The sequence below is a fragment of the Sphingobacterium endophyticum genome, assembly GCF_009733535.1.
GTDB lineage: Bacteria > Bacteroidota > Bacteroidia > Sphingobacteriales > Sphingobacteriaceae > Sphingobacterium > Sphingobacterium endophyticum.
Map to the genome: position 1 here is coordinate 186222 of NZ_SMMI01000003.1, position 22435 is coordinate 208656.

Annotated in this window: 18 protein-coding genes; 13 read left to right on the forward strand and 5 right to left on the reverse strand. The window is 36.9% G+C overall.

Annotation, left to right across the window (positions count from 1 at the left end; all coding sequences use genetic code 11):
* The first annotated feature begins 21 nt into the window (after nucleotides 1-21).
* From E0Y80_RS03795 to catB, 11 genes are all read left to right on the forward strand, one after another.
* Nucleotides 22-1062, forward strand: coding sequence for a sugar phosphate isomerase/epimerase family protein (locus E0Y80_RS03795; protein ID WP_156306085.1), 1041 nt, complete (start codon nucleotides 22-24; stop codon nucleotides 1060-1062).
* 17 nt (nucleotides 1063-1079) lie between these two features.
* The gene (locus tag E0Y80_RS03800; RefSeq protein WP_197091478.1) at nucleotides 1080-2240 is read left to right on the forward strand and encodes a Gfo/Idh/MocA family protein; all 1161 of its coding nucleotides are present in this window, start codon (nucleotides 1080-1082) and stop codon (nucleotides 2238-2240) included.
* A 17-nt stretch (nucleotides 2241-2257) separates the two neighbouring features.
* A complete protein-coding gene (locus E0Y80_RS03805; protein ID WP_156306087.1) occupies nucleotides 2258-3055 on the forward strand; it encodes a 3-keto-disaccharide hydrolase in 798 nt (265 codons plus the stop codon).
* A gap of 25 nt (nucleotides 3056-3080) precedes the next feature.
* Nucleotides 3081-3803: an EboA domain-containing protein gene (locus tag E0Y80_RS03810; RefSeq protein ID WP_156306088.1), complete on the forward strand. Its 723-nt coding sequence runs from the start codon at nucleotides 3081-3083 to the stop codon at nucleotides 3801-3803.
* Between the two features lie 11 nt (nucleotides 3804-3814).
* On the forward strand, nucleotides 3815-4795 hold the full coding sequence (locus E0Y80_RS03815) for a TatD family hydrolase (RefSeq protein WP_197091479.1): 981 nt from the start codon (nucleotides 3815-3817) through the stop codon (nucleotides 4793-4795).
* Nucleotides 4796-4806: 11 nt separating this feature from the next.
* The gene (eboC, locus tag E0Y80_RS03820; RefSeq protein WP_156306089.1) at nucleotides 4807-5679 is read left to right on the forward strand and encodes a UbiA-like protein EboC; all 873 of its coding nucleotides are present in this window, start codon (nucleotides 4807-4809) and stop codon (nucleotides 5677-5679) included.
* A gap of 12 nt (nucleotides 5680-5691) precedes the next feature.
* On the forward strand, nucleotides 5692-6873 hold the full coding sequence (locus E0Y80_RS03825; protein ID WP_156306090.1) for a 3-dehydroquinate synthase: 1182 nt from the start codon (nucleotides 5692-5694) through the stop codon (nucleotides 6871-6873).
* Nucleotides 6860-8074: a metabolite traffic protein EboE gene (gene eboE, locus E0Y80_RS03830; RefSeq protein WP_156306091.1), complete on the forward strand. Its 1215-nt coding sequence runs from the start codon at nucleotides 6860-6862 to the stop codon at nucleotides 8072-8074. Before E0Y80_RS03825 ends, eboE begins: the two co-directional genes overlap by 14 nt.
* Before the next feature lie 2 nt (nucleotides 8075-8076).
* Nucleotides 8077-9459 carry an alkaline phosphatase family protein gene (locus tag E0Y80_RS03835; protein ID WP_156306092.1) on the forward strand — a complete coding sequence of 461 codons (1383 nt, stop codon included), beginning with the start codon at nucleotides 8077-8079 and terminating at the stop codon, nucleotides 9457-9459.
* A 94-nt stretch (nucleotides 9460-9553) separates the two neighbouring features.
* Nucleotides 9554-11095, forward strand: coding sequence for a hypothetical protein (locus tag E0Y80_RS03840; RefSeq protein ID WP_156306093.1), 1542 nt, complete (start codon nucleotides 9554-9556; stop codon nucleotides 11093-11095).
* A 145-nt stretch (nucleotides 11096-11240) separates the two neighbouring features.
* A complete protein-coding gene (catB, locus tag E0Y80_RS03845; protein WP_156306094.1) occupies nucleotides 11241-11873 on the forward strand; it encodes a type B chloramphenicol O-acetyltransferase in 633 nt (210 codons plus the stop codon).
* A 155-nt stretch (nucleotides 11874-12028) separates the two neighbouring features.
* Here catB and E0Y80_RS03850 read toward each other — a convergent pair whose 3' ends face one another.
* From E0Y80_RS03850 to E0Y80_RS03860, 3 genes are read right to left on the reverse strand one after another with little or no spacing between them, the layout of a single operon-like run.
* Nucleotides 12029-13468, reverse strand: coding sequence for an MFS transporter (locus E0Y80_RS03850; RefSeq protein ID WP_156306095.1), 1440 nt, complete (start codon nucleotides 13466-13468; stop codon nucleotides 12029-12031).
* Between the two features lie 29 nt (nucleotides 13469-13497).
* Nucleotides 13498-14700 (reverse strand): mannonate dehydratase, encoded by a 1203-nt coding sequence (gene uxuA, locus E0Y80_RS03855; RefSeq protein ID WP_231595911.1) that lies wholly within the window; start codon nucleotides 14698-14700, stop codon nucleotides 13498-13500.
* On the reverse strand, nucleotides 14669-15490 hold the full coding sequence (locus E0Y80_RS03860; protein WP_156306097.1) for an SDR family oxidoreductase: 822 nt from the start codon (nucleotides 15488-15490) through the stop codon (nucleotides 14669-14671). Before E0Y80_RS03860 ends, uxuA begins: the two co-directional genes overlap by 32 nt.
* Before the next feature lie 142 nt (nucleotides 15491-15632).
* On the opposite strand from E0Y80_RS03860, the gene E0Y80_RS03865 reads away from it, so the two are divergent.
* Together E0Y80_RS03865 and E0Y80_RS03870 are read left to right on the forward strand one after the other, a co-directional pair.
* Nucleotides 15633-16625: a sugar kinase gene (locus E0Y80_RS03865; protein WP_156306098.1), complete on the forward strand. Its 993-nt coding sequence runs from the start codon at nucleotides 15633-15635 to the stop codon at nucleotides 16623-16625.
* Between the two features lies 1 nt (nucleotide 16626).
* Nucleotides 16627-17277 carry a bifunctional 4-hydroxy-2-oxoglutarate aldolase/2-dehydro-3-deoxy-phosphogluconate aldolase gene (locus E0Y80_RS03870; protein WP_156306099.1) on the forward strand — a complete coding sequence of 217 codons (651 nt, stop codon included), beginning with the start codon at nucleotides 16627-16629 and terminating at the stop codon, nucleotides 17275-17277.
* A 5-nt stretch (nucleotides 17278-17282) separates the two neighbouring features.
* On the opposite strand, the gene E0Y80_RS03875 is transcribed toward E0Y80_RS03870, so the two are convergent.
* Together E0Y80_RS03875 and rpoC are read right to left on the reverse strand one after the other, a co-directional pair.
* A complete protein-coding gene (locus E0Y80_RS03875; protein ID WP_156306100.1) occupies nucleotides 17283-17963 on the reverse strand; it encodes an MgtC/SapB family protein in 681 nt (226 codons plus the stop codon).
* Between the two features lie 127 nt (nucleotides 17964-18090).
* Nucleotides 18091-22368, reverse strand: a complete 4278-nt coding sequence (rpoC, locus tag E0Y80_RS03880) for a DNA-directed RNA polymerase subunit beta' (protein WP_156306101.1) — start codon at nucleotides 22366-22368, stop codon at nucleotides 18091-18093.
* Nucleotides 22369-22435: the final 67 nt, after the last annotated feature.

Genomic DNA, 22435 nt, shown 5'->3' on the forward strand with positions numbered 1-22435 from the left:
GAATCAAATAAAAACTTAGTGATGAGCAAGAACAATTTCCCAAAATTACATAATGCTACATGGCCAGGCATTGTAGGTAAAGGTGACCAAGAACCGATCATCTCCTTAGATGAGTTGTTGGAAAAAACGGCAAATGCAGAAGTTGATGGTGTAAAATTCGACGGCGTTGACTTAGGATTATTTGATGCCCATGTTAAATTAGATCCTTCAGATGATCATATAAAATCAGTGGTTGATAAAATTGGTGGTCAATATGGTTTATCCATTGGTACTCTCGTTGCTCCTATTTGGCCACCAGATGGTGGTTCAGCAATGGGATCACAAGCAGATCGGGACAACTTTGTTGAAGTCGTAAGAAAAGCTTCTGAGTTTGGATATAAATTGAGAAAGGAAGGAATCCGTACCAATAACGTGATCCGTATTGATTCAGCTACTAGTGTGGAAGAATGGGCCAAAAACCCAACAGAAAACACCAAACTAATTGCTGAAACTTTTCGCAGGGCATGTGATGCCGCTGCTGAATACGGCGAAAGACTTGCAGCTGAAGGTGAGATTTGTTGGGGTGGAATGCAAAGTTGGAGAACCATGTTAGATACTTTGGAAATGGTGGATCGCGATAATATCGGTTTCCAGGCAGACATGTCTCATACTTTCCTTTATTTATTGGGTTATAATGCTCCTGAAGACCGCATCCTAAAACCAGATTTTCAATGGGATGACCGTGAAGAACTTGAAAGAGGTCTTAAATTCTTAACATCAAAACTGCGCCCTTGGACCATAGACTTCCATGTGGCACAAAATGACGGAACTGTATTCGGATCTGGATCTCATGATAAAACAGGTAGACATTGCTTACCGACAGACCCGAATGGTAGATTGGATATTGCGAAAGATGCAGGATTTTGGTTGAGAGATGATAACGGCAACCTAACAAAAGCATTCAATCATATTTGTTGGGATGGTTGTATGTTCCCTAATGAGGTTATGCACAAGCAGGAAACCTGGAACTCAATCTTAAAAACCTTGATTGACGTTCGTGAAAAAAATGGATGGTCTGAGTAATTTGTAAAACAAGAATTATGAGCAAAAAAGAATTAAGAATAGGATTAATTGGTTGTGGATTCATGGGTAGAACTCACTCCAATGGATATAAAAGAGTAAGTAATTTCTTTCCAGATTTGGAATATAAACCTGTTTTGAAGGCGGTTTGTTCCCGTAGCGAAGATAAGGTTAAAGCTTTCGCAGAGCAATGGGGTTATGAATCATATGAAACGGATTGGAAAAAACTTATTGCAAGAGAAGATATTGATGCCGTAGATATTTGCACACCTAATAATATGCATATGGAAATTGCAATCGCTGCTGCCGCAGCGGGCAAGATGGTTTTATGTGAAAAACCATTATCCAGAACACTTGAAGAAGGTGAAAAAATGGTTGCTGCAGTAGAGGCAAATCAAGTGAAAAACACGATTTGGTATAATTACCGTCGCCTACCAGCTGTTACTTTAGCGAAGCAAATTGTTGATAGTGGAAAATTGGGTAAGATCTTCCATTATCGCACCAACTTCTTACAGGATTGGACTATTAATGAGAATTTACCCCAAGGTGGAGCTGCATTTTGGAGAATGGATGCTGAGGCAGCGGGTTCTGGAGTGACAGGAGACCTTTTAGCACACTGTATTGATCTAGCAATGTGGTTGAATGGTGGAATCAAAGATGTTTCTGCAATGACCGAAATCTTCGTAAAACAAAGGATGCATGAAGAGACCGGTAAAATGGAAGATGTAAAAATTGATGACGCTTGTTTATTCCACTGTCACTTTGATAATGGTTCTTTGGGATTATTTGAATCTACTCGATATGCACGCGGACATAAAGCCTTATTTACTTTTGAAATCAATGGAGAAAAAGGATCATTAAAATGGGATCTACATGATTTGAACCGATTAGAATATTTCAACAATTCAGATGAAGGTATAGTTAAGGGATGGCGCTCCATTCATGTCACTGATGGCGACCAACCTTACATGGATAAATGGTGGGTTCCAGGCTTATCAATAGGTTACGAACATTCATTTGTTCATCAAGTAGCAGATTTTTTACAATCAGTGGAAAATGGCGAAGAATGTCATCCAACTTTCCGTGATGCATTGGAAACTCAGAAAGTCTGTGAAGCAGTTATTAACTCTGCTAAAAACAGAAAATGGGAAGACACAGATGTAGATTGGAAAAATAAATAACCAATAAAAGAGCATACATGAAAAAAATATTCAAATTTAGCTGTATATGCCTTACAGCGACCGTTTTACTTAGCTCTTGCAATGGTAGTAATGCGGAACAAAACAACAAACAAGACAGCACTTCTGCATCCGAAGAAAGCCTCGATCAAGGTTATGTTGACATGTTTGACAAAAACTCATTAACTGGTTGGGAAGGTGATACAACATACTGGAAAATGCAAAATGGAGTGCTTACCGGGGAGATCCGAACAGATCAAGAACCCTTGAAAAACAATACATTTTTAATCTGGAATGGTGGTGAAGTCGGAGACTTCTCGTTGAAAACTAAGTTTAAAATTTCCGAAAATGGAAATAGTGGTGTAAATTACAGAAGCGAACGCTTTACTGAGGTCCCAAATGCGTTAAAAGGATATCAGGCAGATATTGACGGTAAGAACAACTATACCGGTCAAAATTATGAAGAACGCAAGCGTACAACTTTGGCATATCGTGGTCAACGTACTGAAATCTTAAATCCAGCTGATGGATATGAAGGTGAAGTGAAAGGTAATGCTTGGACAAATCTAAAAATAATTGATTCTGTAGCAACACCTGAAGAGTTAAAAACGATTGTTAAGCCAAATGACTGGAATGAATTGGAAATTGTGGCTGAAGGTGATAAATTAACCCATTTTATTAATGGTAAAATCATTGCTGAAGTTATAGATAATGATCCAGTTCAGCGCAAAGAAAAAGGACTAATTGGAGTGCAAGTACATGTTGGGCCTCCAATGAAAGTCGAATATAAAGACATGCAAATTAAAATTTTGAAATAATAAAATTATAATAATAATCCGCAATATGGAATGGAAAGAAAATGTGAGAAATACCTTATTCGAACTGCTTACAGCAGAAGATAAAAGTTATTTAGTGGAATGTGAGCAATCTATTGCAGAGAATTATTCATCAAGTTTCGTCAAATTTTTTTCCTCTCTAAGTAGGAAATTAAATACGAGCAAGGACAAATTAGTAAGTATGGTCCAAGAGGATGACAATCCTTTGATTGTAGAACATTGGACCGTACTTAGACTTGCGCGAGTCTATCTTTTAAGTCTAATCCAAGACCAACAGGAACCTTATTTCACGTTTCTTGAAAAGTTATTCAACTATTCAGATATGCAAGAGTTAGTAGCTCTATATTCAGCATTGAATATATATCAATTTCCTAAAATATGGATTGACCGTTGCCAAGAAGGAATAAGAAACAATATTGGTCCTGTTCAAGAAGCAATTATGGAGCAGAATAAATTTCCTGCTAATTACTTGTCTGAAGAAGCATGGAACCAACTTGTGCTAAAAAGTTTTTTTACCGGCAAGGATATTAAAAAGATTTACGGTCTTTATGAAAGAAATAATGTAAATCTTGCAAATTCAATTGTCGATTATATTTATGAACGTGATTCTGCCAAAAGAGAAATCCATCCTATGTTATGGGAGCTGGCAAAGGATCATTTACCTCCTCGTGCTGTAGAAATCTTAAAACAGCAGAAAAATCTTAGCCCAGAATTATTAGAGAAAATTTAAAACAGACAGTAATGTGCACAGAATTAAATAGAGACTTAGCGAGCATGGGTAGACCTATGCCCTTGGACTTTGAATTAATTAAAGGGATGAAATTCGTGGACCCACATATTCATATGGTTTCACGTACAACGGATGATTACCAAGCTCTGTTTGATGCAGGAGTCCTATTATTGATTGAACCTGCTTTTTGGGTTGGTCAGCCTAGGACGGGAATTGATACCTTTAAGGATTATTACAGTAGCCTTATAGGTTGGGAAAGATTTAGGGCTTCCCAATTTGGGATAAGACATTTCTGTACCATTGGCTTAAACTCAAGAGAAGCCAACAATGAAGCATTAGCTGAACAAGTCATGGAGATTCTTCCTCATTTCATATATAAGGAAGGTGTATTAGGGATTGGAGAGATTGGTTATGATGATCAAACTTCTGCCGAAGACAAATATTACAGAGCTCAACTTGAATTAGCAAAAGAAGCTGGGCTTCCTGTCCAGGTTCACACACCTCATCGTGATAAAACAAAAGGAACAACTAGAAGCATGGATGTAGCCATTGAACACGGCTTAGATCCTAAAACCGTTATCATTGACCATAACTCTGAAGAAACTGTAAAAGAAGTTTTAGACCGTGGCTTCTATGCCGGATTTACCATTTATCCATTTACAAAAATGGGCAATGAAAGAATGGTAGAAATTGTCAAGGAATATGGTTCAGAAAGGATTATGGTTAACTCTGCAGCGGATTGGGGAATAAGCGATCCCTTAGCGGTACCTAAAACGGCTGCCTTGATGGCTCAACATGGCATTTCTAAAGAAGATATCGAGAAAGTATGTTTTCAAAATGCGCTAGACGCCTTTCAGGTAAGCAATCACATGAATCTAGGTGATCTAGACAAAACATATTTTGCTGATCCAAACGAAAAATTTGAAGGCAACACGATTTTGCGTGGTGGTCAACAACCAAGGTTAAATAAGGATTCTATTATTATTTCTTAAATAAGCATCATATGTTGAAACCATGGATCCAAATAATTCGGCCTTCCAATGTTTTAACAGCAATATCCGATGTTTTAGCTGGCGTTGCTTTAGCTTGTCTATTTCTACAAAGCAATCTGCCCGATGCTAATAGTTTGATATGGATAACCTTATCCAGCATGTTGTTATACACAGGAGGCATCGTTTTTAACGATGTCTTTGACGCTGAATTGGATAGAATAGAGAGACCTGAACGTCCGATTCCTTCAGGAAAAGTTAAGAAGTCTGCTGCAGCATTTTTAGGAACATTAGCCTTTGCCGTAGGATGCCTATTAGCATTTCTCGTAAATATAACTGCCTTTTATATTGCATTGGCTATTGTATTGATGTGCCTTTTATACAATGGAAAAGCAAAGCACCATTTTATTGCTGGCCCCATTGTTATGGGAAGTTGTCGAGGTTTAAATTTATTGTTAGGAATGGCAGTACTACCAGCCTCTTTGATTTACTGGTATATAGCTATTATTCCAATAATCTATATTGCATCAGTGACCAATATCAGTCGAGGTGAAGTATATGGAAATAATAAAACGGCAATGTTAGTTTCTGTGGGATTATATTCCATCGTAGTGCTAACACTTCTTTACTTCACTTTCAGTAGCAAAAATTATTTGGCGTTAATATTTATACTTTTATTTACTTCTATGATTGCAATGCCTTTATTAAAGGCCTTAAAATCATTAAACCCTTTAGATGTTAGAAAAGCCGTTAAATTTGGTGTTTTAGCACTGATTTTAATGAATGCCAGTTGGATTGCAATCTCAGGCTTTTGGCTTCTTGCTATTGCCGTTTGTGCCATCCTACCTGTATCAATTTACTTAGCCAAAAAATTTGCCGTAACCTAAACCTTGCGCACTATGGAACGATCATTAGAACAAAAATTTACAGTCGAATATCAATATAATGTTTACTTCACTAAAGGATTATTCTCCTTAGGTAATAACCTTTTTAAGGATTTCCTTTCTAAAAGAAGTAATCCTGGCTTCAAACAAAAAATACTTTTTGTAATTGATGCTGGATTTAGTGAAAAAAATCCTGAATTAAGCAATCAGATCCGCAATTACTTTATGGAATCTGAAGATTTTATTCTTGCAAGTGAACCTCTTGTAATTCCTGGAGGTGAAATCTGTAAGAATGACATTAAATGCCTAGATTCTATTATACAAGCTGTAGATCAATATGGCATTGACAGACATTCCTATATCGTAGGAATAGGTGGTGGTGCTATCCTTGATTTAGTAGGATTTGCAGCAACCATTTCACATCGTGGAATTAAACACATCCGTATTCCTACAACGGTATTATCCCAAAATGACTCTGGAGTAGGGGTTAAAAACTCAATTAACTATAAAGGGAAAAAGAATTTCTTAGGCACTTTCGCACCTCCTCAAGCAGTATTCAATGATTTTGAATTCCTACATTCTCTAGATGATAGATCTTGGATTGCAGGAGTATCCGAAGCTATTAAAGTTGCTTTAATTAAGGATATCAATTTCTATGAATGGATTGTGAACAATGCCCAAAAAATTAAAACAAGAAATTCTGCAGAAATGGAAGACCTAATCTACAGATGTGCAGATAAACACTTAGAACATATACGAAATGGGGACCCATTTGAACTAGGTTCTTCCAGACCTCTAGACTTTGGCCATTGGAGTGCTCATAAATTAGAGCAGATGACAGATTTTAAGGTGCTCCATGGTGAAGCTGTTTCTATTGGAATCGCAATTGATGTTTTATATTCTTTTTTGGTTGGAAAGATTTCAGAAAAAGATGCTTACAGTGTCGTTGAACTTCTACATCAATTAGACTTACCAATCTATCACCCTATGTTGGATACGGAAGAGGCTAGATTTATATTACTATCTGGATTATTAGATTTTCAAGAACATCTAGGAGGAAAATTGACAATTGTCCTTTTGGAAAAATTAGGCAAAGGAATAGATGTGCATTCATTAGAATATCCTTTGGTCCTTCAAGCAATCGATTTATTGAAGAATTTTTGCCAAAATCAAAAACCTGTTTATGAAGCTAGCTAATTCACATATTTCCTATTGCAGCAACATTCACCCAGGAGAATTATGGAAAGATCATTTCCATGAATTAAAAACAAATCTGCCAAAAATTAAAGCAGCTGTTTCTCCGAATCAAAACTTTGGAATAGGGTTAAGACTTTCTGCAAAAGCAGCAAAAGATTTAGCGAACCCCGCTTCCCTTCAGGAATTCCAAACATGGATGAATGAAAATGGGTTTTACGTCTTTACAATGAATGGATTCCCATTTGGAGATTTCCATATCAAAGAGGTAAAAGATCAAGTTCATGCTCCCGATTGGACCAGCAATGAACGTTTTCAATACACAAAAAACCTGTTTGATATTTTAAATCAATTACTGGAGAATGGTCAAGAGGGTGGAATTTCAACTTCTCCCCTTTCCTACCGTTTTTGGCATACCGAAAATACTCAAGAATGGAAATCCAAAAGAGACCAATGCACCAAACATATCCTTTTAATTGCTGAATATCTTTACGAGAAAGAAATTTCTACAGCAAAATATATGCATTTGGATATTGAACCTGAACCTGATGGAATGCTTGAAGATTCCCAAGAATTTATTGATTGGTATACCCAGGAACTAATTCCAATGGCTATTTCTTATTTCAATGAAAAGAGCAAATTGGATGAAGACCAGGCAAAGGCAATTATAAATCGCTATATCTGCCTTTGTTATGATGTTTGCCATTTTGCCTTGGAATATGAAGACCATCAGCAATGCATGGAACAGTTAGAAAAATTAAATATTAAAATTGGAAAGTTCCAAGTTAGTTCTGCCATTAAAGTTCCACTAGCAACTAATCCTGAAATAAGAAAAAATCAGAAAAATAAATTAAAAGAATTCAATGAACCCATTTATCTGCATCAAGTAATTGCAAAGGATTTGGATGGGAATCTAATTAAATATAAAGATCTTCCAGATGCATTGAATGATACAAATGATATCAATCATATCGAATGGAGAAGTCATTTCCATGTTCCTATCTTCTTGGAAAGTTATGGAGAACTAGATTCAACCCAAGAAGATATTTTAAAAGTAGTTAACCTTCATAAGGAAAAACAAAGAACCAATCATATCGAGGTAGAAACCTATACTTGGGGAGTATTACCCAAATCTTTGCAAGTTCCAATTGAAGAATCCATTGCAAGGGAATTGAGCTGGTTATTGGATAAATTAAAGAGTTAAGTATGAAGAGAATTGTAGTAATTGATATAGTTGGGCTTTCAAGCTCTGTAATCGGGGAACACACCCCTTTCATCCAAAAATTTATTGCTGAAAATAAATTACGCCATATTAAACCCGTATTACCTGCATTGACAACGTCTTCACAGACTACTTATTTAACCGGCGTATCTCCCAGTCAGCATGGTATTGTGGGAAATGGTTGGTATGACCACACAGCTGCTGAAATACAGTTTTGGAAACAAGCCAACGGCTTGGTCCAAGGGGAAAACGTTTGGGAAACAGCAAAAAAAATGGACCCTTCCTTCACCTGTGCTCAGATGTTCTGGTGGTACAATATGTATAATGGAGCTGATTTTTCAGTCACTCCTCGGCCAAATTATCTGGCTGATGGTAGAAAAATGCCTGATTGTTATGCATACCCAAGTACATTACGAGATGAATTGACAGAAAAATTCGGAAAATTTCCCTTGTTTAATTTCTGGGGACCTAATGCCAATATTACCTCTTCCAATTGGATTGCAAATTCCGCAATGTATGTTGAAGAAAAACATAAACCTACCTTGAATCTGGTTTATCTGCCTCACTTAGATTATTGCCTTCAGAAATTTGGTCCTAAAGCAGATCAAACCGCAGTGGAATTAAAACTAATCGATGAGTTGGTCCAAAAGATGGTTACTTTCTTTAAAGAACGTGATGTTGAGATTGTTTTAATTTCAGAATATGGAATTGCTCCAGTAGATCAACCTATTCATATCAATAGGATATTAAGAAAAGAAGGTCTATTAGATATTAGAATCGAAAGAGGACTAGAACTATTGGATGCCGGCGCATCTGAAGCATTTGCAGTTTCCGACCACCAAATCGCACATATTTACACCAAATCCGAGAAAACAAAAGAAAAATTGAAATCCTTATTGTCCAATGTACCAGGGATTGCAAAGGTACTGGATAAGGAAGATAAAAAACTTTATCAGATTGACCATAATCGCTCGGGAGATCTCGTTCTATTGGCCGAGAAAAACGCTTGGTTTACGTATTATTTCTGGGAGGATGACACAAAAGCACCTGATTATGCTAGAATGGTAGATATACATAAAAAACCAGGTTATGATCCTGTCGAAATGTTTATGACCTCCAAATCAAGAGCAATCTTTAAACTGATATTGAAGAAAATAGGTTTAAGAGCAGTATTGGATATTACACCATTAGATCCAAGCTTAGTAAAAGGTTCTCATGGAATTACTGATATTGACCAAGAATATTATCCTATTCTGATAGGAAATTTCGATCAGCTGGAGGACATTGTAGAACCAACTGCTATCAAAAACCTTTTGCTGAATAAGGTATTTGTAAACAAATCTGTTGATGAGATAGTAAGTTCTTAATATGTAGATAAAATGTAGACATCCTAAACTGTTATGGATAAATTGCTTTAGAAATATCTTTTGCATTTTTATAAATCAAACATTTAGGATTTTTATGTCATACCATGCTATTGAAAACTTAATTGAAAGTACTATTCTTATCATTGAAAAGAGCAATCTTTCAATTGAGAAACAACGTAATCTTATATATAATCTATATCAATTCCAAAATCGTTTTGATACAAGTTATACTACATTACGTTGTTTTCCATTTTTGGAGAAAATCGGATTTATCAAAAAGCTCCCTGTTAAACAACACCCTGATTTCAATAGTAATCCTGCATATTTTGCATCGATTGAAGAAAATTGGATCTCTTCCAAAATTAATTTAGGTGATGAAAGCGATGTCGTTTTTTACGAGGATGGTTTTATTTTTCCTGAATATGGTTCCGATACTTGGAAAAGGTTGATTGAAGAAGGTAAGTGGTTAGAAGCAAAAGAAGAACCTCAGGAAATTCCTATATTAAATTTAATTTCTACAGGAATTGAATTAGCAGAAAAATATAAGGAAAAATCAGTGATGCATGATTTCTATTTAGCGTTTTTAAATGCATTTTTAGAATATGATATTTCCTCAGATGATGGTATTCCAAATGATATTGAGGGTTGGATAAACAATGGAGATCTTCTAAATCTTCGTGAACTTTTCATTAAATACAGCCTATTGTCCATTAAGAAAACGGAAACAGAATTTGAAATTCCTAGTCGGACAAATGAACTTTTAGGAGACCCAACACCAAATCAAAAAGCAAAAATAGAATTCTTGATGGATCCCAAGAAGACTGTTGAGAAAATTTATGCATCCTATCTTAAAAATAAAAAATCACTTGAAGATATAGCTGAGAAAGTTCAAACAATTGAAAAATATATAAAGCAAAAAATCGACTCATCAGATTTCAACTTTCTATCAAATGAGGTGTCAATCAATTTAAAAAGTCATGAATGGGTCTGTTTTAAAGATGTTAAAACAAAATTATCCAATAGTAGAGTCTTTAATAAGATAACCCTAGAAGTTGAATTAAAATCAATATTTATTGAAACTTATGTTCAGTATGATCTATTAATGAAATGGCAAAATTTGACAGCTAACACCTATATTGAGGACGCACATTTTAAAACATCTCTTTTTGAGCTAATCCCTTATGACAAAGAGTTTGAAAAGAAGCTAAACATTTGGGGATTATGGTTGCTTCCCTTGAAATCAAAGGATCAGGCGATCATCAAATCATTAGAAGAGTTTTTCACTTATGTCAATAATTTAGAAGGGGAATACCTCACAAAAATAGAATCTGAATTTCCAGAAACATTTTTCTCAAAACCATATCAACATTATATAAACATTTTTGAATCCGACGAGCCAATTGATGACTTTCTTTTGATTAAAAATTTATATTCCATTTCACTTTTATTTATCTATAAATTGGTTGGAGAAGGAAAGCTGACTGAAGCTTTAGAAATAAACAATCAAATGGAAGAAAGATTGTCAGACCGTTTCAGAGAAACTATCCCATGGTATAAAAACTCCTATTTGCCCTATATCAAAGCAATCAAAAAAGGAAAGAAACCTGTGCTGCCTCATTTATTTAATAAAGACTAACTGCATAGATAGAAATCATTTAAAATGAGTTCACTATATTTGAACAATGAAAAAGTCAGATTAGCAGCATTCAACTAAATACAACTAATTTAAGTAAGGCAACTATTGCTTTGCTTGTATTTTAATGAATTAAAATAATGCTAAAATGAAAAATTATTTCGAAAGCCCTTTTAAGGGCAAAATAATCAAAGATCATATTACAAATCCCAATATCATTGCAGGAAGATTTTCCTACTATTCGGGTTACTATCATGGACATTCTTTTGATGACTGTGCTCGTTATTTATTTCCTGATGAAAAAGGGATTGCCAAGTTAATTATTGGATCCTTTTGTTCTATAGGAAGTGGTGCTAGCTTTATTATGGCAGGAAATCAAGGCCATAGGTATGATTGGATCTCAACCTTCCCATTCTTTTATATGCCTGATGTGGATTTATTTGATGGCAGTTTAAATGGTTATCAATCATCTAGCGATACAATTGTTGGAAATGATGTATGGATTGGAACTGAAGCGATGATCATGCCTGGAATTAAAATTGGAGATGGTGCTGTAATAGGTAGTCGGGCATTGGTAACAAAAGACGTAGAACCTTATTCTATTATCGGAGGCAATCCTGCCAAATTTATCCGTAAAAGATTTAAAGAGGAAGAAATCGAGATGCTTTTAGAATTAATGTGGTGGAAATGGGATGATGCCAAACTTAAGCATGCAATGCCTATTCTAAGTTCAGGTAATATCCATGAACTTTATAATTACCATCAATCATACCATAAATAACCCCAGAAAAACAAAACCCCTGTGCGAAATTGCACAGGGGTTTTGTTATATTTTTAATCCTCACATCTCATATCCCACATAAACAACCATATCGACTCTTATGTCTTTGCCGCATGTCTTTAGTCTAACTACTAACTACTAAATACTAACTACTTCTATAAATGAATCAACTTCATCTTAGGAACTAAAATCCTCATAATGGTCCACGCTAACAGATAGGCAACGGAACACACACTGAAAATAATAAAATAACCTGATTCAATTCCTTCGAATCCGAAAACCTTCATATTAGTTTGTTCGGCGTAATCAAATAATACTCCAGATATTTTATTGATTAAAAAGGATCCTATACCACCTGCTAATCCACTAATTCCAGTAACCGTTGCAATAGCTTTCTTTGGGAACATATCTCCAACAGCAGAGAAAATATTGGCAGACCAGGATTGATGAGCAGCCGCACTGATACCAATCAGGATTACCGGAAACCAATATGAATATTCTCCTAAAGGTTGTGCAAATAAAATCAATAAGGGGAAAAATGCAAAAATTAACATCGCTCGCATTCGACCTGCATATACATCCATACCTTTCTTTTCAACAAAATAAGTTGGAAGCCAACCCCCGATGATCGAGAGCATCGTGATGGCATAAAGTACAAAAATGGCAATCTGACCTTCGAAATCCGAAGATTTAATATCATAGACCGAGCTTAAATAGGCTGGAAACCAGAACAACAAAAACCACCATACTCCATCGGTGAAGAACTTTCCAAAGATTAATGCCCAAGTTTGCTTAAACTTTAAACATTCAAGAATAGAAACCTTGCTACTTGCTGGCTTTTCTGCAGAAGCAACCTCTCCATGATCAACATCCTGTTTAATATATGATAATTCTGCCTCATTAACTCTTGGGTTTTCTTCAGGCTTTTTATACATAAACTGCCAAAAGCCCATCCATATAAACCCTAATGCGCCAATAATTACAAAAGACATTTCCCAACCGTATTTAGCAGCAATTACTGGAATCACAAGTGGTGCAACTAAGGCTCCTATTGTTGTTCCGGAATTAAATATGGAGGTAGCAAAAGCTCTATCTTTCTTAGGAAAATACTCGACGCAAGCTTTCATGGCGGCAGGAAAGTTTCCTCCTTCCCCTAGTGCCAGTACAATTCGTGCAAAAATAAAGACCGTAACAGAAATATTAACTACCCGGGTTATATCCTCTATTCCAGCAATGATTTCTTTTGACTGTTGAAAAGTTACTAACCACTGACCTGTCAGCACTCCGGAAGTTATCATTCCACAAAAAGCATGTAAAACAGCACCAATTGACCATATGGCAATAGCCCAAAGGTAACCCTTCTTGGTCCCTAGCTTATCAATGATACGACCAGAAAGCAACATGGAAATGGCATAGACTATAGCAAATATTGCCGCTACGTTCCCATAATCATTGTTGGTCCAGTGAAATTCAGGCGCAATAAAATCCTTCCAGGTTAACGAAAGAACTTGTCTATCCAAATAATTGATGGTCGTCGCGAAAAAAATTAATACGCATATCGTCCACCTATATTTTGTAGGTTTAGTGGTTTCCATAATTGTTGTTTATGTTGGTTGATCTTTTGTTAAGACCTTAATATACCTAGTTCCAATCCCCTTAATTCGGCCAAGCCTCGTAGCCTTCCTATTGCTGAATATCCCGGATTAGTTACCTTAGATAAATCATCCAGCATTTGGTGACCATGATCCGGTCTAAAAGGAATCGCAATTTCTCTTCGTTGATTTTCTGCACTAAGTCCCTTTACAATAGCATACATATCAACATCTCCATCTAAATGGTCTGCCTCATAAAAGCTGCCCAATTCATCGCGTTGAACGTTTCTTAAATGTGCAAAATACACCCTGTGTTTAACCTTATCCAAAATTTCAGGAAGGTTATTTTTAGGGCCTGCACCTAAAGAACCTGTACAGAAACATATTCCATTAAATGCCTTTGGCTGCTCATTGATAATAAAGGTCAAATCTTCTTCATTGCTAACCACCCTAGGAAGCCCTAAAATCGGATAAGGAGGATCATCCGGGTGTATAGTCATCTTGATGCCATTGTCTTCACAGGTGTCAGCTATAGCGTTCAAGAACCGAAGCAAGTTCTGCTTCAATCCATCCCTGCCAATTTCTTTATAAATATTGATGCTATTTTGAAGTGATTCCAATGATATATCACCCTCGCCTGGAATTCCCATTAAAATATTAAATTGAAGATGAGTTTTTTCTTCATCGCTCATTAACTCATATTTAAGTTTAGCGCGTTCCTGAATCTCTTCAGAATAATCGGAAGGTGCATCTGATCTTCCTAAAATATATATATCAAATATCGCCAGATCGATCCAGTCAAAATACAGAGCTTTTGAGCCATCCTTCATAATTAAGTCCAATTGTGTCCGTGTCCAGTCCAAAACAGGCATAAAATTGTAGCAGATGGTATAAATTCCACAGGCAGCTAAGTTCCTTAAGGATTGTTTATAGCGATCTATATATTGAGGTGCATCGGATGCGTTTGTTTTAATAGATTCATGCACTGGTACAGATTCAACAACTGACCAAGTCAATCCTGCAGATTCGATAATTCGTTTTCTTTCCTGAATATCTTCCAATGGCCATACTTCCCCATGCGGAATATGATGCAATGCCGAAACAATGCCGGTTGCCCCTGCCTGTTTTACATCTTGCAAGGATACAGGATCATTTGGCCCATACCACCTCCAAGTTTGCTCTAATACTCTTTTATTTTCCATATTATACTCCACACCAAGAGTTGAAACCGCCATCAACGAAGATAATCTCTCCAGAAACAAACGCTGATGCCTCGCTCAATAAATAAACTAAAGTTCCTTCTAATTCAGATGGGTCCCCTAATCTACTATATGGAGTTCCATTGATAAATTTTTGTGCCCTATCTGTATAACTACCATCCGGGTTAGTTAGTAAAGTACGGTTTTGCTCAGTCAAAAATACTCCCGGAGCTATGGCATTGACACGAACCTTATCTCCGTATCGTAATGCAAGCTCGGTCGACATCCATTTAGTAAATCCATCAATTGCATGTTTGGCAACCGTATATCCCAAAACTCGAGTCAATGGTCTTGATGCTGCCAAAGATGAAATATTGATAATCGAGCCTTGACCCTTATCAGCAATCACCTCCCCGAATATTAAAGTAGGAATGATGGTTCCGTATAAATTCAACTCTATTGCTTTGATTGTATCTTGAATCTTATTGTCAAAAATGGATTGGTCTACCCCAATAGTTGCACCAGGAATATTTCCTCCAACGGCATTGATAAGACCATCGATCGTACCAAATTTATTCAGGATCTGATGTTTTGCCTGCTTAACGGATTCCTCATCCATCACATCGGCAACAAGTCCAATCGCATCAGCACCCAAATCTTTTGCCATGCTTATACGCTCATTAATTTTGTCTTGGTTCCTTCCAATGATACAGATCTTCGCTCCGGCTTCGGCAATTGCCTTAACAAAGGATTTACCCAAAATACCTGTGCCACCAGTCACAACAATAACTTTATCTTTTAGGGAGAATTTCTCTAGAATACTCATAGTTTATGGTTAGATTATTTTCAATAATACTGAAATTAATGCGAAATAACGCCATGTTATTCATGAATATTACTTAAACGTTTTCGTAATATTTCATTGACGATTCAGGCAAAAACTTTATATTGGAACAACAAATTAACCTATGCCGTACATTTTAACATTTGGAGAAGTCCTATATAGACTTCAAAGTACTAATGAATCCATTTTTTCTGTTGGATCAAACCGTATGAAAATTTATCCCGGCGGTTCTGAAGCCAATGTAGCCGTTGCGCTTGCACAAATGGGAGACCAAGTACAATTCTTTAGTGCTTTCCCTGACAACAAACTAGCAAACGAAATTATTGAATCCATGCAAAATGTCGCTGTGGATTGTTCCAAATCAATTACTTCAGGTGATCGAATCGGAAGCTACATCCTACTGTCCGCAAATGGCTTAACCAGTGGAGAAGTTATTTATGATAGAAAGTATTCCAGCTTTAGTTCATTGAAAGTTTCAGAAATAGATTTTGATAAACTATTCGATCAGGTTAGTTGGTTGCATTGGTCTGCGCTGACTCCTGCACTTTCTCAAGATATGGCAGATCTTATGGAAGCTGTACTTCAAGAAGCTGCACATCGAAATATTAAAATATCAGTGGATTTAAATTATAGAAGCAAACTATGGAAATATGGCAAAACGCCTTTGGACATCATGCCTAAACTCGTTTCCTATTGTCAGGTCATCATGGGTAATATTTGGGCAGCTAACAATATGTTAGGTAGTCCAGTCCAAGATGGACTTAATAGAAATACAAGTACGGAAAAATATATGGAATGTTCCAAGAGATCTGCAGATTATATCTTTGAGAATTTCCCAAATGCAGAATCAATAGCAAACACCTTTCGGTTTATGGATAACCCTAATCACAATCTATTCTATGGAACCTATCACAACAAAACCGAAGATCGTATTTCGGCGGTTTTTGAAACCAATGAAGTGATTGATCGTATTGGAAGTGGTGATGCCTTTATGGCTGGTTTAATCCATGCATTAACTCATCATATGAATGCACAGGAAATCATAAATTATGCTACAGCAGCAGGATATCAGAAATTATTCGTTGAAGGTGATTTTGGAAATGGAAAAGCAATTTAAAATGAAAGAACAACTTATAGAACAAATATTAAAGACACCGGTATTACCAGTGTTTTATGATGCAGATGTTGAAATATGTCTTGAGGTATTAAAGAGCTGTTATGCTGGCGGCATACGGGTTTTTGAATTTGTAAATAGAGGAGAAGCTGCTGAGCAAAACTTCAAAGCGCTTAAAGCGTATAAAGAGGAATTCTTCCCGGATCTAAAACTGGGTATCGGGACGATCATGACAGCCGAAGATGCAGATCGATTTATTCTGTTAGGTGCAGATTTCTTAGTTAGTCCAATCTTCTCAAAAAGTATCGCATTACGTGCTCATGAAAATAATATGCTTTGGATTCCCGGATGCATGACTCCCTCAGAAATTGCCAATGCTCAAGCTGTAGGATGCACATTCGTTAAATTATTTCCAGGGGAAACCTTGGGCCCTGGCTTCTTAAAAAGTATTAAACCAGTGTTCCCAAAATTAAAGTTCATGCCAACAGGTGGTGTTGACTGCACCGAAGAAAGCATCAATAAATGGTTTGAAGCTGGTGTAAGTGCTGTTGGATTAGGATCCAAATTGTTTACCAAGGAAAATGGTCAATACCAATTCCAAAAAATAATCGAAAATTCAGAAAAATTATTGAAATGGGTGAAAACAGAAAATTAGAAATTTTATAAACTTATTTCAATAAGCCTTTGATTTTCAAGAATCACGTGCTCAAATTTCCTAATATTTCGCTTATCAATCAATACTTCCATTTCCATGGAAATAATATCAGCAGACATCGTCTGCTTTTTTATTTTGACATGTTTTGCCAACGGCTTAATCTTGGATAACATTTCATCCTTTACATCCAATTCATTCCTAGAAAAACTGATCGTAACCATTCTTACAACATTATGGATGACATACTTGTTCAACAGTGGACCTGAAACGATAATAGCGAAACAAGCTAAGAGAAAGATAGCTGCAATTACATAAACACCAAATCCTATTGCCATGCCTATTGCTGCCGACATCCAGATAATACTTGCAGTAGTTAAGCCATTTACATTCACTCCATCCTTAAAGATAACACCTGCGCCTAAAAACCCAATTCCTGAGACAACGTATGAAGCTATTCGAGTAGCGTCTTCAGATTCCCCCGCTCCCAGTTTAAAAGACAGAAGTGAAAATAATGTGCTTCCCAAACATATGATCGAAATCGTCTTAAAGCCTGCAGACTTATCCTTCCATTCCCTTTCAAAACCCAAGACAAAACCCGCACAAAGTGATAAAATAGCCTTCAACAGGTCATTCCAATCCCATACCAATTGAGAATAAATAAAATCTAATGATGCAAAATCTGTCATAATGTTTGAACAAATATAAAATGAAAATGTTGTTAACTAGGAATATTTGAGTGAATAAAAAAAGCTCGGCTACGTGAGCCGAGCTTTTCTATGTTAACCGGAATTATTATTCCGACTTATCTTAAAATTAATCTTCTTCTTTAGAAGCTAATAACTGATCGTACTCCTCGCGAGAACCTACGATGATGTTACTGTATTGACGTAAACCTGTTCCTGATGGGATTAAGTGTCCAACGATTACGTTTTCTTTCAATCCTAATAAGTTATCACGTTTACCTGCAATAGCAGCTTCATTCAATACTTTAGTAGTTTCCTGGAACGATGCAGCAGAGATAAATGATTTCGTACCTAATGAAGCTCTCGTAATACCTTGTAACAATGGACTTGAAGTCGCTGGAATTGCATCACGCACTTCCACTAATTTCAAATCTTGACGTTTCAAACTTGAGTTTTCTTCACGTAATTTACGAAGATTAACGATCTGTCCTGGACGAAGCGTTTTTGAATCTCCTGAATCTACAACAACTTTCTTGTCGTAAATTGAATCGTTTTCTTCCATGAAATCCCATTTATTTACTGCTTCTTTTTCTAAGAAACGAGTATCTCCCGGATCTTCGATATTCACTTTTTGCATCATTTGGTGAACGATGGTCTCGAAGTGCTTATCGTTGATCTTCACACCTTGTAGACGGTAAACCTCTTGGATACCATTTACAATGTACTCTTGAACCGCAGATGGGCCTTTGATTGATAAGATATCTCCAGGAGAAATCTGACCATCTGAAAGTGGCATACCTGCTTTGATAAAGTCATTATCCTGTACTAAGATGTGCTTAGAAAGTGGAACTAAGTATTTCTTAACTTGTCCATCTCTAGACTCGATAGAAATTTCACGGTTACCACGTTTAACACCTCCTAAGGATACAACACCATCAATCTCAGTTACAACAGCAGGGTTCGATGGATTACGAGCCTCGAATAACTCCGTTACACGAGGAAGACCTCCCGTAATATCTCGGGTCTTACCTGTAGAACGTGGAATCTTAACTAATACCGCTCCTTCTTTTACTTTCTGTCCATCTGATACCGATACGTGAGCTCCTACTGGAATGTTGTATGAACGAATAACCTCACCTTTATTATCTAAAACCTTAATAGTAGGGTTTTTAGTTTTATCACGAGTTTCGATAATTACTTTCTCTTTGTGTCCTGTCTGCTCATCTGATTCCTCACGGAAGGTAATACCTTCAATAATAGCATCAAACTCAATCTTACCAGCAAATTCAGAAATAATTACCGCATTATATGGATCCCAATCAACTAGTTTGGTACCTTTTTCTACTTTCTCACCTTCTTTAACGTATAGGTTAGAACCGTAAGGAATGATTTGTTGGTAAAGAACTTTTTTGTCTTCATTAACAACCTTAATCTCTCCTGAACGACCTAAGACAACTTGGTATGGACCAAACTCGCCTTCTTTCTCAACCGTACGTACGTTTTCGAATTCGATTTTACCATCATATTTAGCGATGATTGATGACTCAGCAGCAATGTTAGATGCCGTACCACCGACGTGGAATGTACGAAGTGTTAACTGTGTACCTGGCTCACCAATAGACTGTGCTGCAATTACACCAACTGCCTCTCCTAATTGAACACGCTTTCCTGACGCTAAGTTACGTCCATAACAACATGCACAAACTCCTCGTTTTGACTCACATGTCAATACCGAACGGATATCAACACCTTCAATCCCTGCGCTCTCAATCGCCTCTGCAACCTCTTCTGTAATATCATCATTCGCAGCAACGATTAGCTCGTTTGTTTCTGGATGGAAGACATCGTTTAATGGAGTACGCCCTAAAATACGGTCGTATAATGGTTCAACGATATCATCATTATCCTTAAGTGCTGTCGTATAGATACCACGTAATCCGTTACAATCTTGATCAACAACAATCATATCTTGTGCTACGTCATGTAAACGACGAGTTAAGTAACCCGCATCAGCCGTTTTTAATGCCGTATCCGCAAGACCTTTACGTGCACCGTGGGTAGAAATAAAGTACTCTAATACTGACAAACCTTCTTTGAAGTTTGACAGAATCGGGTTCTCAATAATCTCACCACCTGATGTACCTGATTTCTGCGGTTTCGCCATCAATCCACGCATACCACATAACTGACGAATCTGCTCTTTCGATCCACGTGCTCCTGAATCCAACATCATATATACTGAGTTGAAACCTTGATTGTCGTTCGAAAGAATATCCATCACGTGTGATGTCAACTTGTTGTTGATACGTGTCCAGATATCGATGATTTGGTTATAACGTTCGTTGTTCGTAATGAAACCCATGTTATAGTTATTCATTACTTCTTCAACTTCATTCGATGCTTGAGCAATTAAATCTGCTTTCGCAGCAGGGATGTTCAAATCTTGTAAGTTGAACGATAATCCTCCTTTGAATGCCGTCTGGAATCCAAGTTCCTTCATGTCATCTAAGAACTTCGCCGCACGAGCCATACCCGTGTTCTTAACGATTTCTCCAATAACATTACGAAGTGATTTCTTAGTCAATAACTCATTGATGTAACCAACCTCTTCAGGAACGATTTGGTTGAAGATTACACGACCAACTGTGGTATCAATGATCTGATCTTTGAATTCTCCTTCTTTAGTTTTAACACGTGCCTTAACCTTGATAAATGAGTGAAGATCAATTTTCCCTTCGTTCAAAGCGATAATAACCTCTTCTGCTGAATAGAAAGTACTTCCCTCACCTTGCATTTTGCGGCTATCATCAGTCTTACGGCCTTTAGTAATATAGTAAAGACCCAATACCATATCCTGTGATGGAACGGTAACTGGTGAACCATTTGCTGGGTTAAGAATGTTATGTGCTGCCAACATCAAAATCTGTGCTTCCAAAATTGCAGCATTACCTAATGGTAAGTGAACTGCCATCTGGTCACCGTCGAAATCGGCGTTGAACGCTGTACACACTAATGGGTGTAATTGAATCGCTTTTCCTTCAACTAAGGTTGGTTGGAAAGCTTGAATACCCAAACGGTGAAGCGTAGGTGCACGGTTTAGTAATACTGGGTGTCCTTTCAATACATTCTCAAGGATATCCCATACTACTGGATCTTTGCGATCTACAATTTTCTTAGCAGACTTCACTGTTTTTACAATTCCTCTTTCAATCATCTTACGAATGATGAACGGTTTGTAAAGCTCAGCAGCCATGTCTTTAGGAAGACCACACTCATGTAGTTTCAAGTGTGGACCTACGACGATTACCGAACGAGCAGAATAGTCAACACGTTTACCTAATAAGTTTTGACGGAAACGGCCTTGCTTACCTTTAAGGATATCCGATAAAGATTTCAATGCACGGTTACCTTCAGTCTTAACAGCATTCACCTTACGTGAATTATCGAACAACGAGTCTACAGCTTCTTGAAGCATACGTTTCTCGTTACGTAAGATTACCTCTGGAGCCTTGATCTCGATCAAACGCTTCAAACGGTTGTTACGGATAATTACACGACGGTACAAGTCATTTAAGTCTGATGTTGCAAAACGACCTCCATCCAAAGGTACTAATGGACGTAACTCTGGTGGAATAATAGGAACGATCTTAACAATCATCCATTCTGGACGGTTCTCGATATGATCATTTGCTCCACGGAAAGCCTCAACAACATGTAGACGTTTTAACGCCTCATTCTTACGTTGTTGTGATGTTTCATTCGCAGCTTGGTGACGAAGATCGTATGATAACTGGTCTAAGTCTAGACGTTTCAATAAATCTTCTAACGCCTCAGCACCCATCTTAGCAATGAATTTTTGAGGATCATTATCATCCAAGTATTGGTTTTCTTTTGGAAGCGTATCTAAGATATCTAAGTACTCTTCTTCAGTTAAGAAATCCATGTATGAAATACCATCTTCTTCTTTGATACCTGCTTGAATAACAACATATCGCTCGTAGTAGATGATCATATCCAACTTCTTCGTTGGAAGTCCTAATAAGTATCCAATTTTGTTTGGAAGAGAACGGAAATACCAAATATGAGCAACAGGAACTACCAAATTGATGTGTCCCATACGCTCACGACGTACTTTCTTCTCTGTTACCTCAACACCACAACGGTCACAAACGATACCTTTGTAACGGATACGTTTATACTTACCACAGTGACATTCATAGTCTTTTACTGGACCGAAAATACGCTCACAGAATAGACCATCACGCTCTGGTTTGTAAGTACGGTAGTTGATGGTTTCTGGTTTAGTAACCTCACCACTTGAACGCTCCAAAATAGTTTCTGGAGATGCTAAGCTGATCGTAATCGATGTAAAGTTACTTTTGATTTTATTATCTTTTTTGTAAGACATACTTAGTAAAAAGTTAAAGCTGTATATGAAAGCTTAAGAAGGTTATGCACCCTCTTAAGCTTAATTT

Bases quoted from the DNA above. Each gene is read 5' to 3' on its own strand.
- E0Y80_RS03850 (WP_156306095.1), bottom strand. From the start codon at position 13,468: ATGGAAACCACTAAACCTACAAAATATAGGTGGACGATATGCGTATTA.
- eboE (WP_156306091.1), top strand. From the start codon at position 6,860: ATGAAGCTAGCTAATTCACATATTTCCTATTGCAGCAACATTCACCCA.
- rpoC (WP_156306101.1), bottom strand. From the start codon at position 22,368: ATGTCTTACAAAAAAGATAATAAAATCAAAAGTAACTTTACATCGATT.
- E0Y80_RS03800 (WP_197091478.1), top strand. From the start codon at position 1,080: ATGAGCAAAAAAGAATTAAGAATAGGATTAATTGGTTGTGGATTCATG.
- E0Y80_RS03875 (WP_156306100.1), bottom strand. From the start codon at position 17,963: ATGACAGATTTTGCATCATTAGATTTTATTTATTCTCAATTGGTATGG.
- E0Y80_RS03805 (WP_156306087.1), top strand. From the start codon at position 2,258: ATGAAAAAAATATTCAAATTTAGCTGTATATGCCTTACAGCGACCGTT.
- E0Y80_RS03840 (WP_156306093.1), top strand. From the start codon at position 9,554: ATGTCATACCATGCTATTGAAAACTTAATTGAAAGTACTATTCTTATC.
- catB (WP_156306094.1), top strand. From the start codon at position 11,241: ATGAAAAATTATTTCGAAAGCCCTTTTAAGGGCAAAATAATCAAAGAT.
- E0Y80_RS03795 (WP_156306085.1), top strand. From the start codon at position 22: ATGAGCAAGAACAATTTCCCAAAATTACATAATGCTACATGGCCAGGC.
- E0Y80_RS03835 (WP_156306092.1), top strand. From the start codon at position 8,077: ATGAAGAGAATTGTAGTAATTGATATAGTTGGGCTTTCAAGCTCTGTA.
- E0Y80_RS03825 (WP_156306090.1), top strand. From the start codon at position 5,692: ATGGAACGATCATTAGAACAAAAATTTACAGTCGAATATCAATATAAT.
- eboC (WP_156306089.1), top strand. From the start codon at position 4,807: ATGTTGAAACCATGGATCCAAATAATTCGGCCTTCCAATGTTTTAACA.
- E0Y80_RS03870 (WP_156306099.1), top strand. From the start codon at position 16,627: ATGAAAGAACAACTTATAGAACAAATATTAAAGACACCGGTATTACCA.
- E0Y80_RS03810 (WP_156306088.1), top strand. From the start codon at position 3,081: ATGGAATGGAAAGAAAATGTGAGAAATACCTTATTCGAACTGCTTACA.
- uxuA (WP_231595911.1), bottom strand. From the start codon at position 14,700: ATGGCGGTTTCAACTCTTGGTGTGGAGTATAATATGGAAAATAAAAGA.
- E0Y80_RS03865 (WP_156306098.1), top strand. From the start codon at position 15,633: ATGCCGTACATTTTAACATTTGGAGAAGTCCTATATAGACTTCAAAGT.
- E0Y80_RS03860 (WP_156306097.1), bottom strand. From the start codon at position 15,490: ATGAGTATTCTAGAGAAATTCTCCCTAAAAGATAAAGTTATTGTTGTG.
- E0Y80_RS03815 (WP_197091479.1), top strand. From the start codon at position 3,815: ATGTGCACAGAATTAAATAGAGACTTAGCGAGCATGGGTAGACCTATG.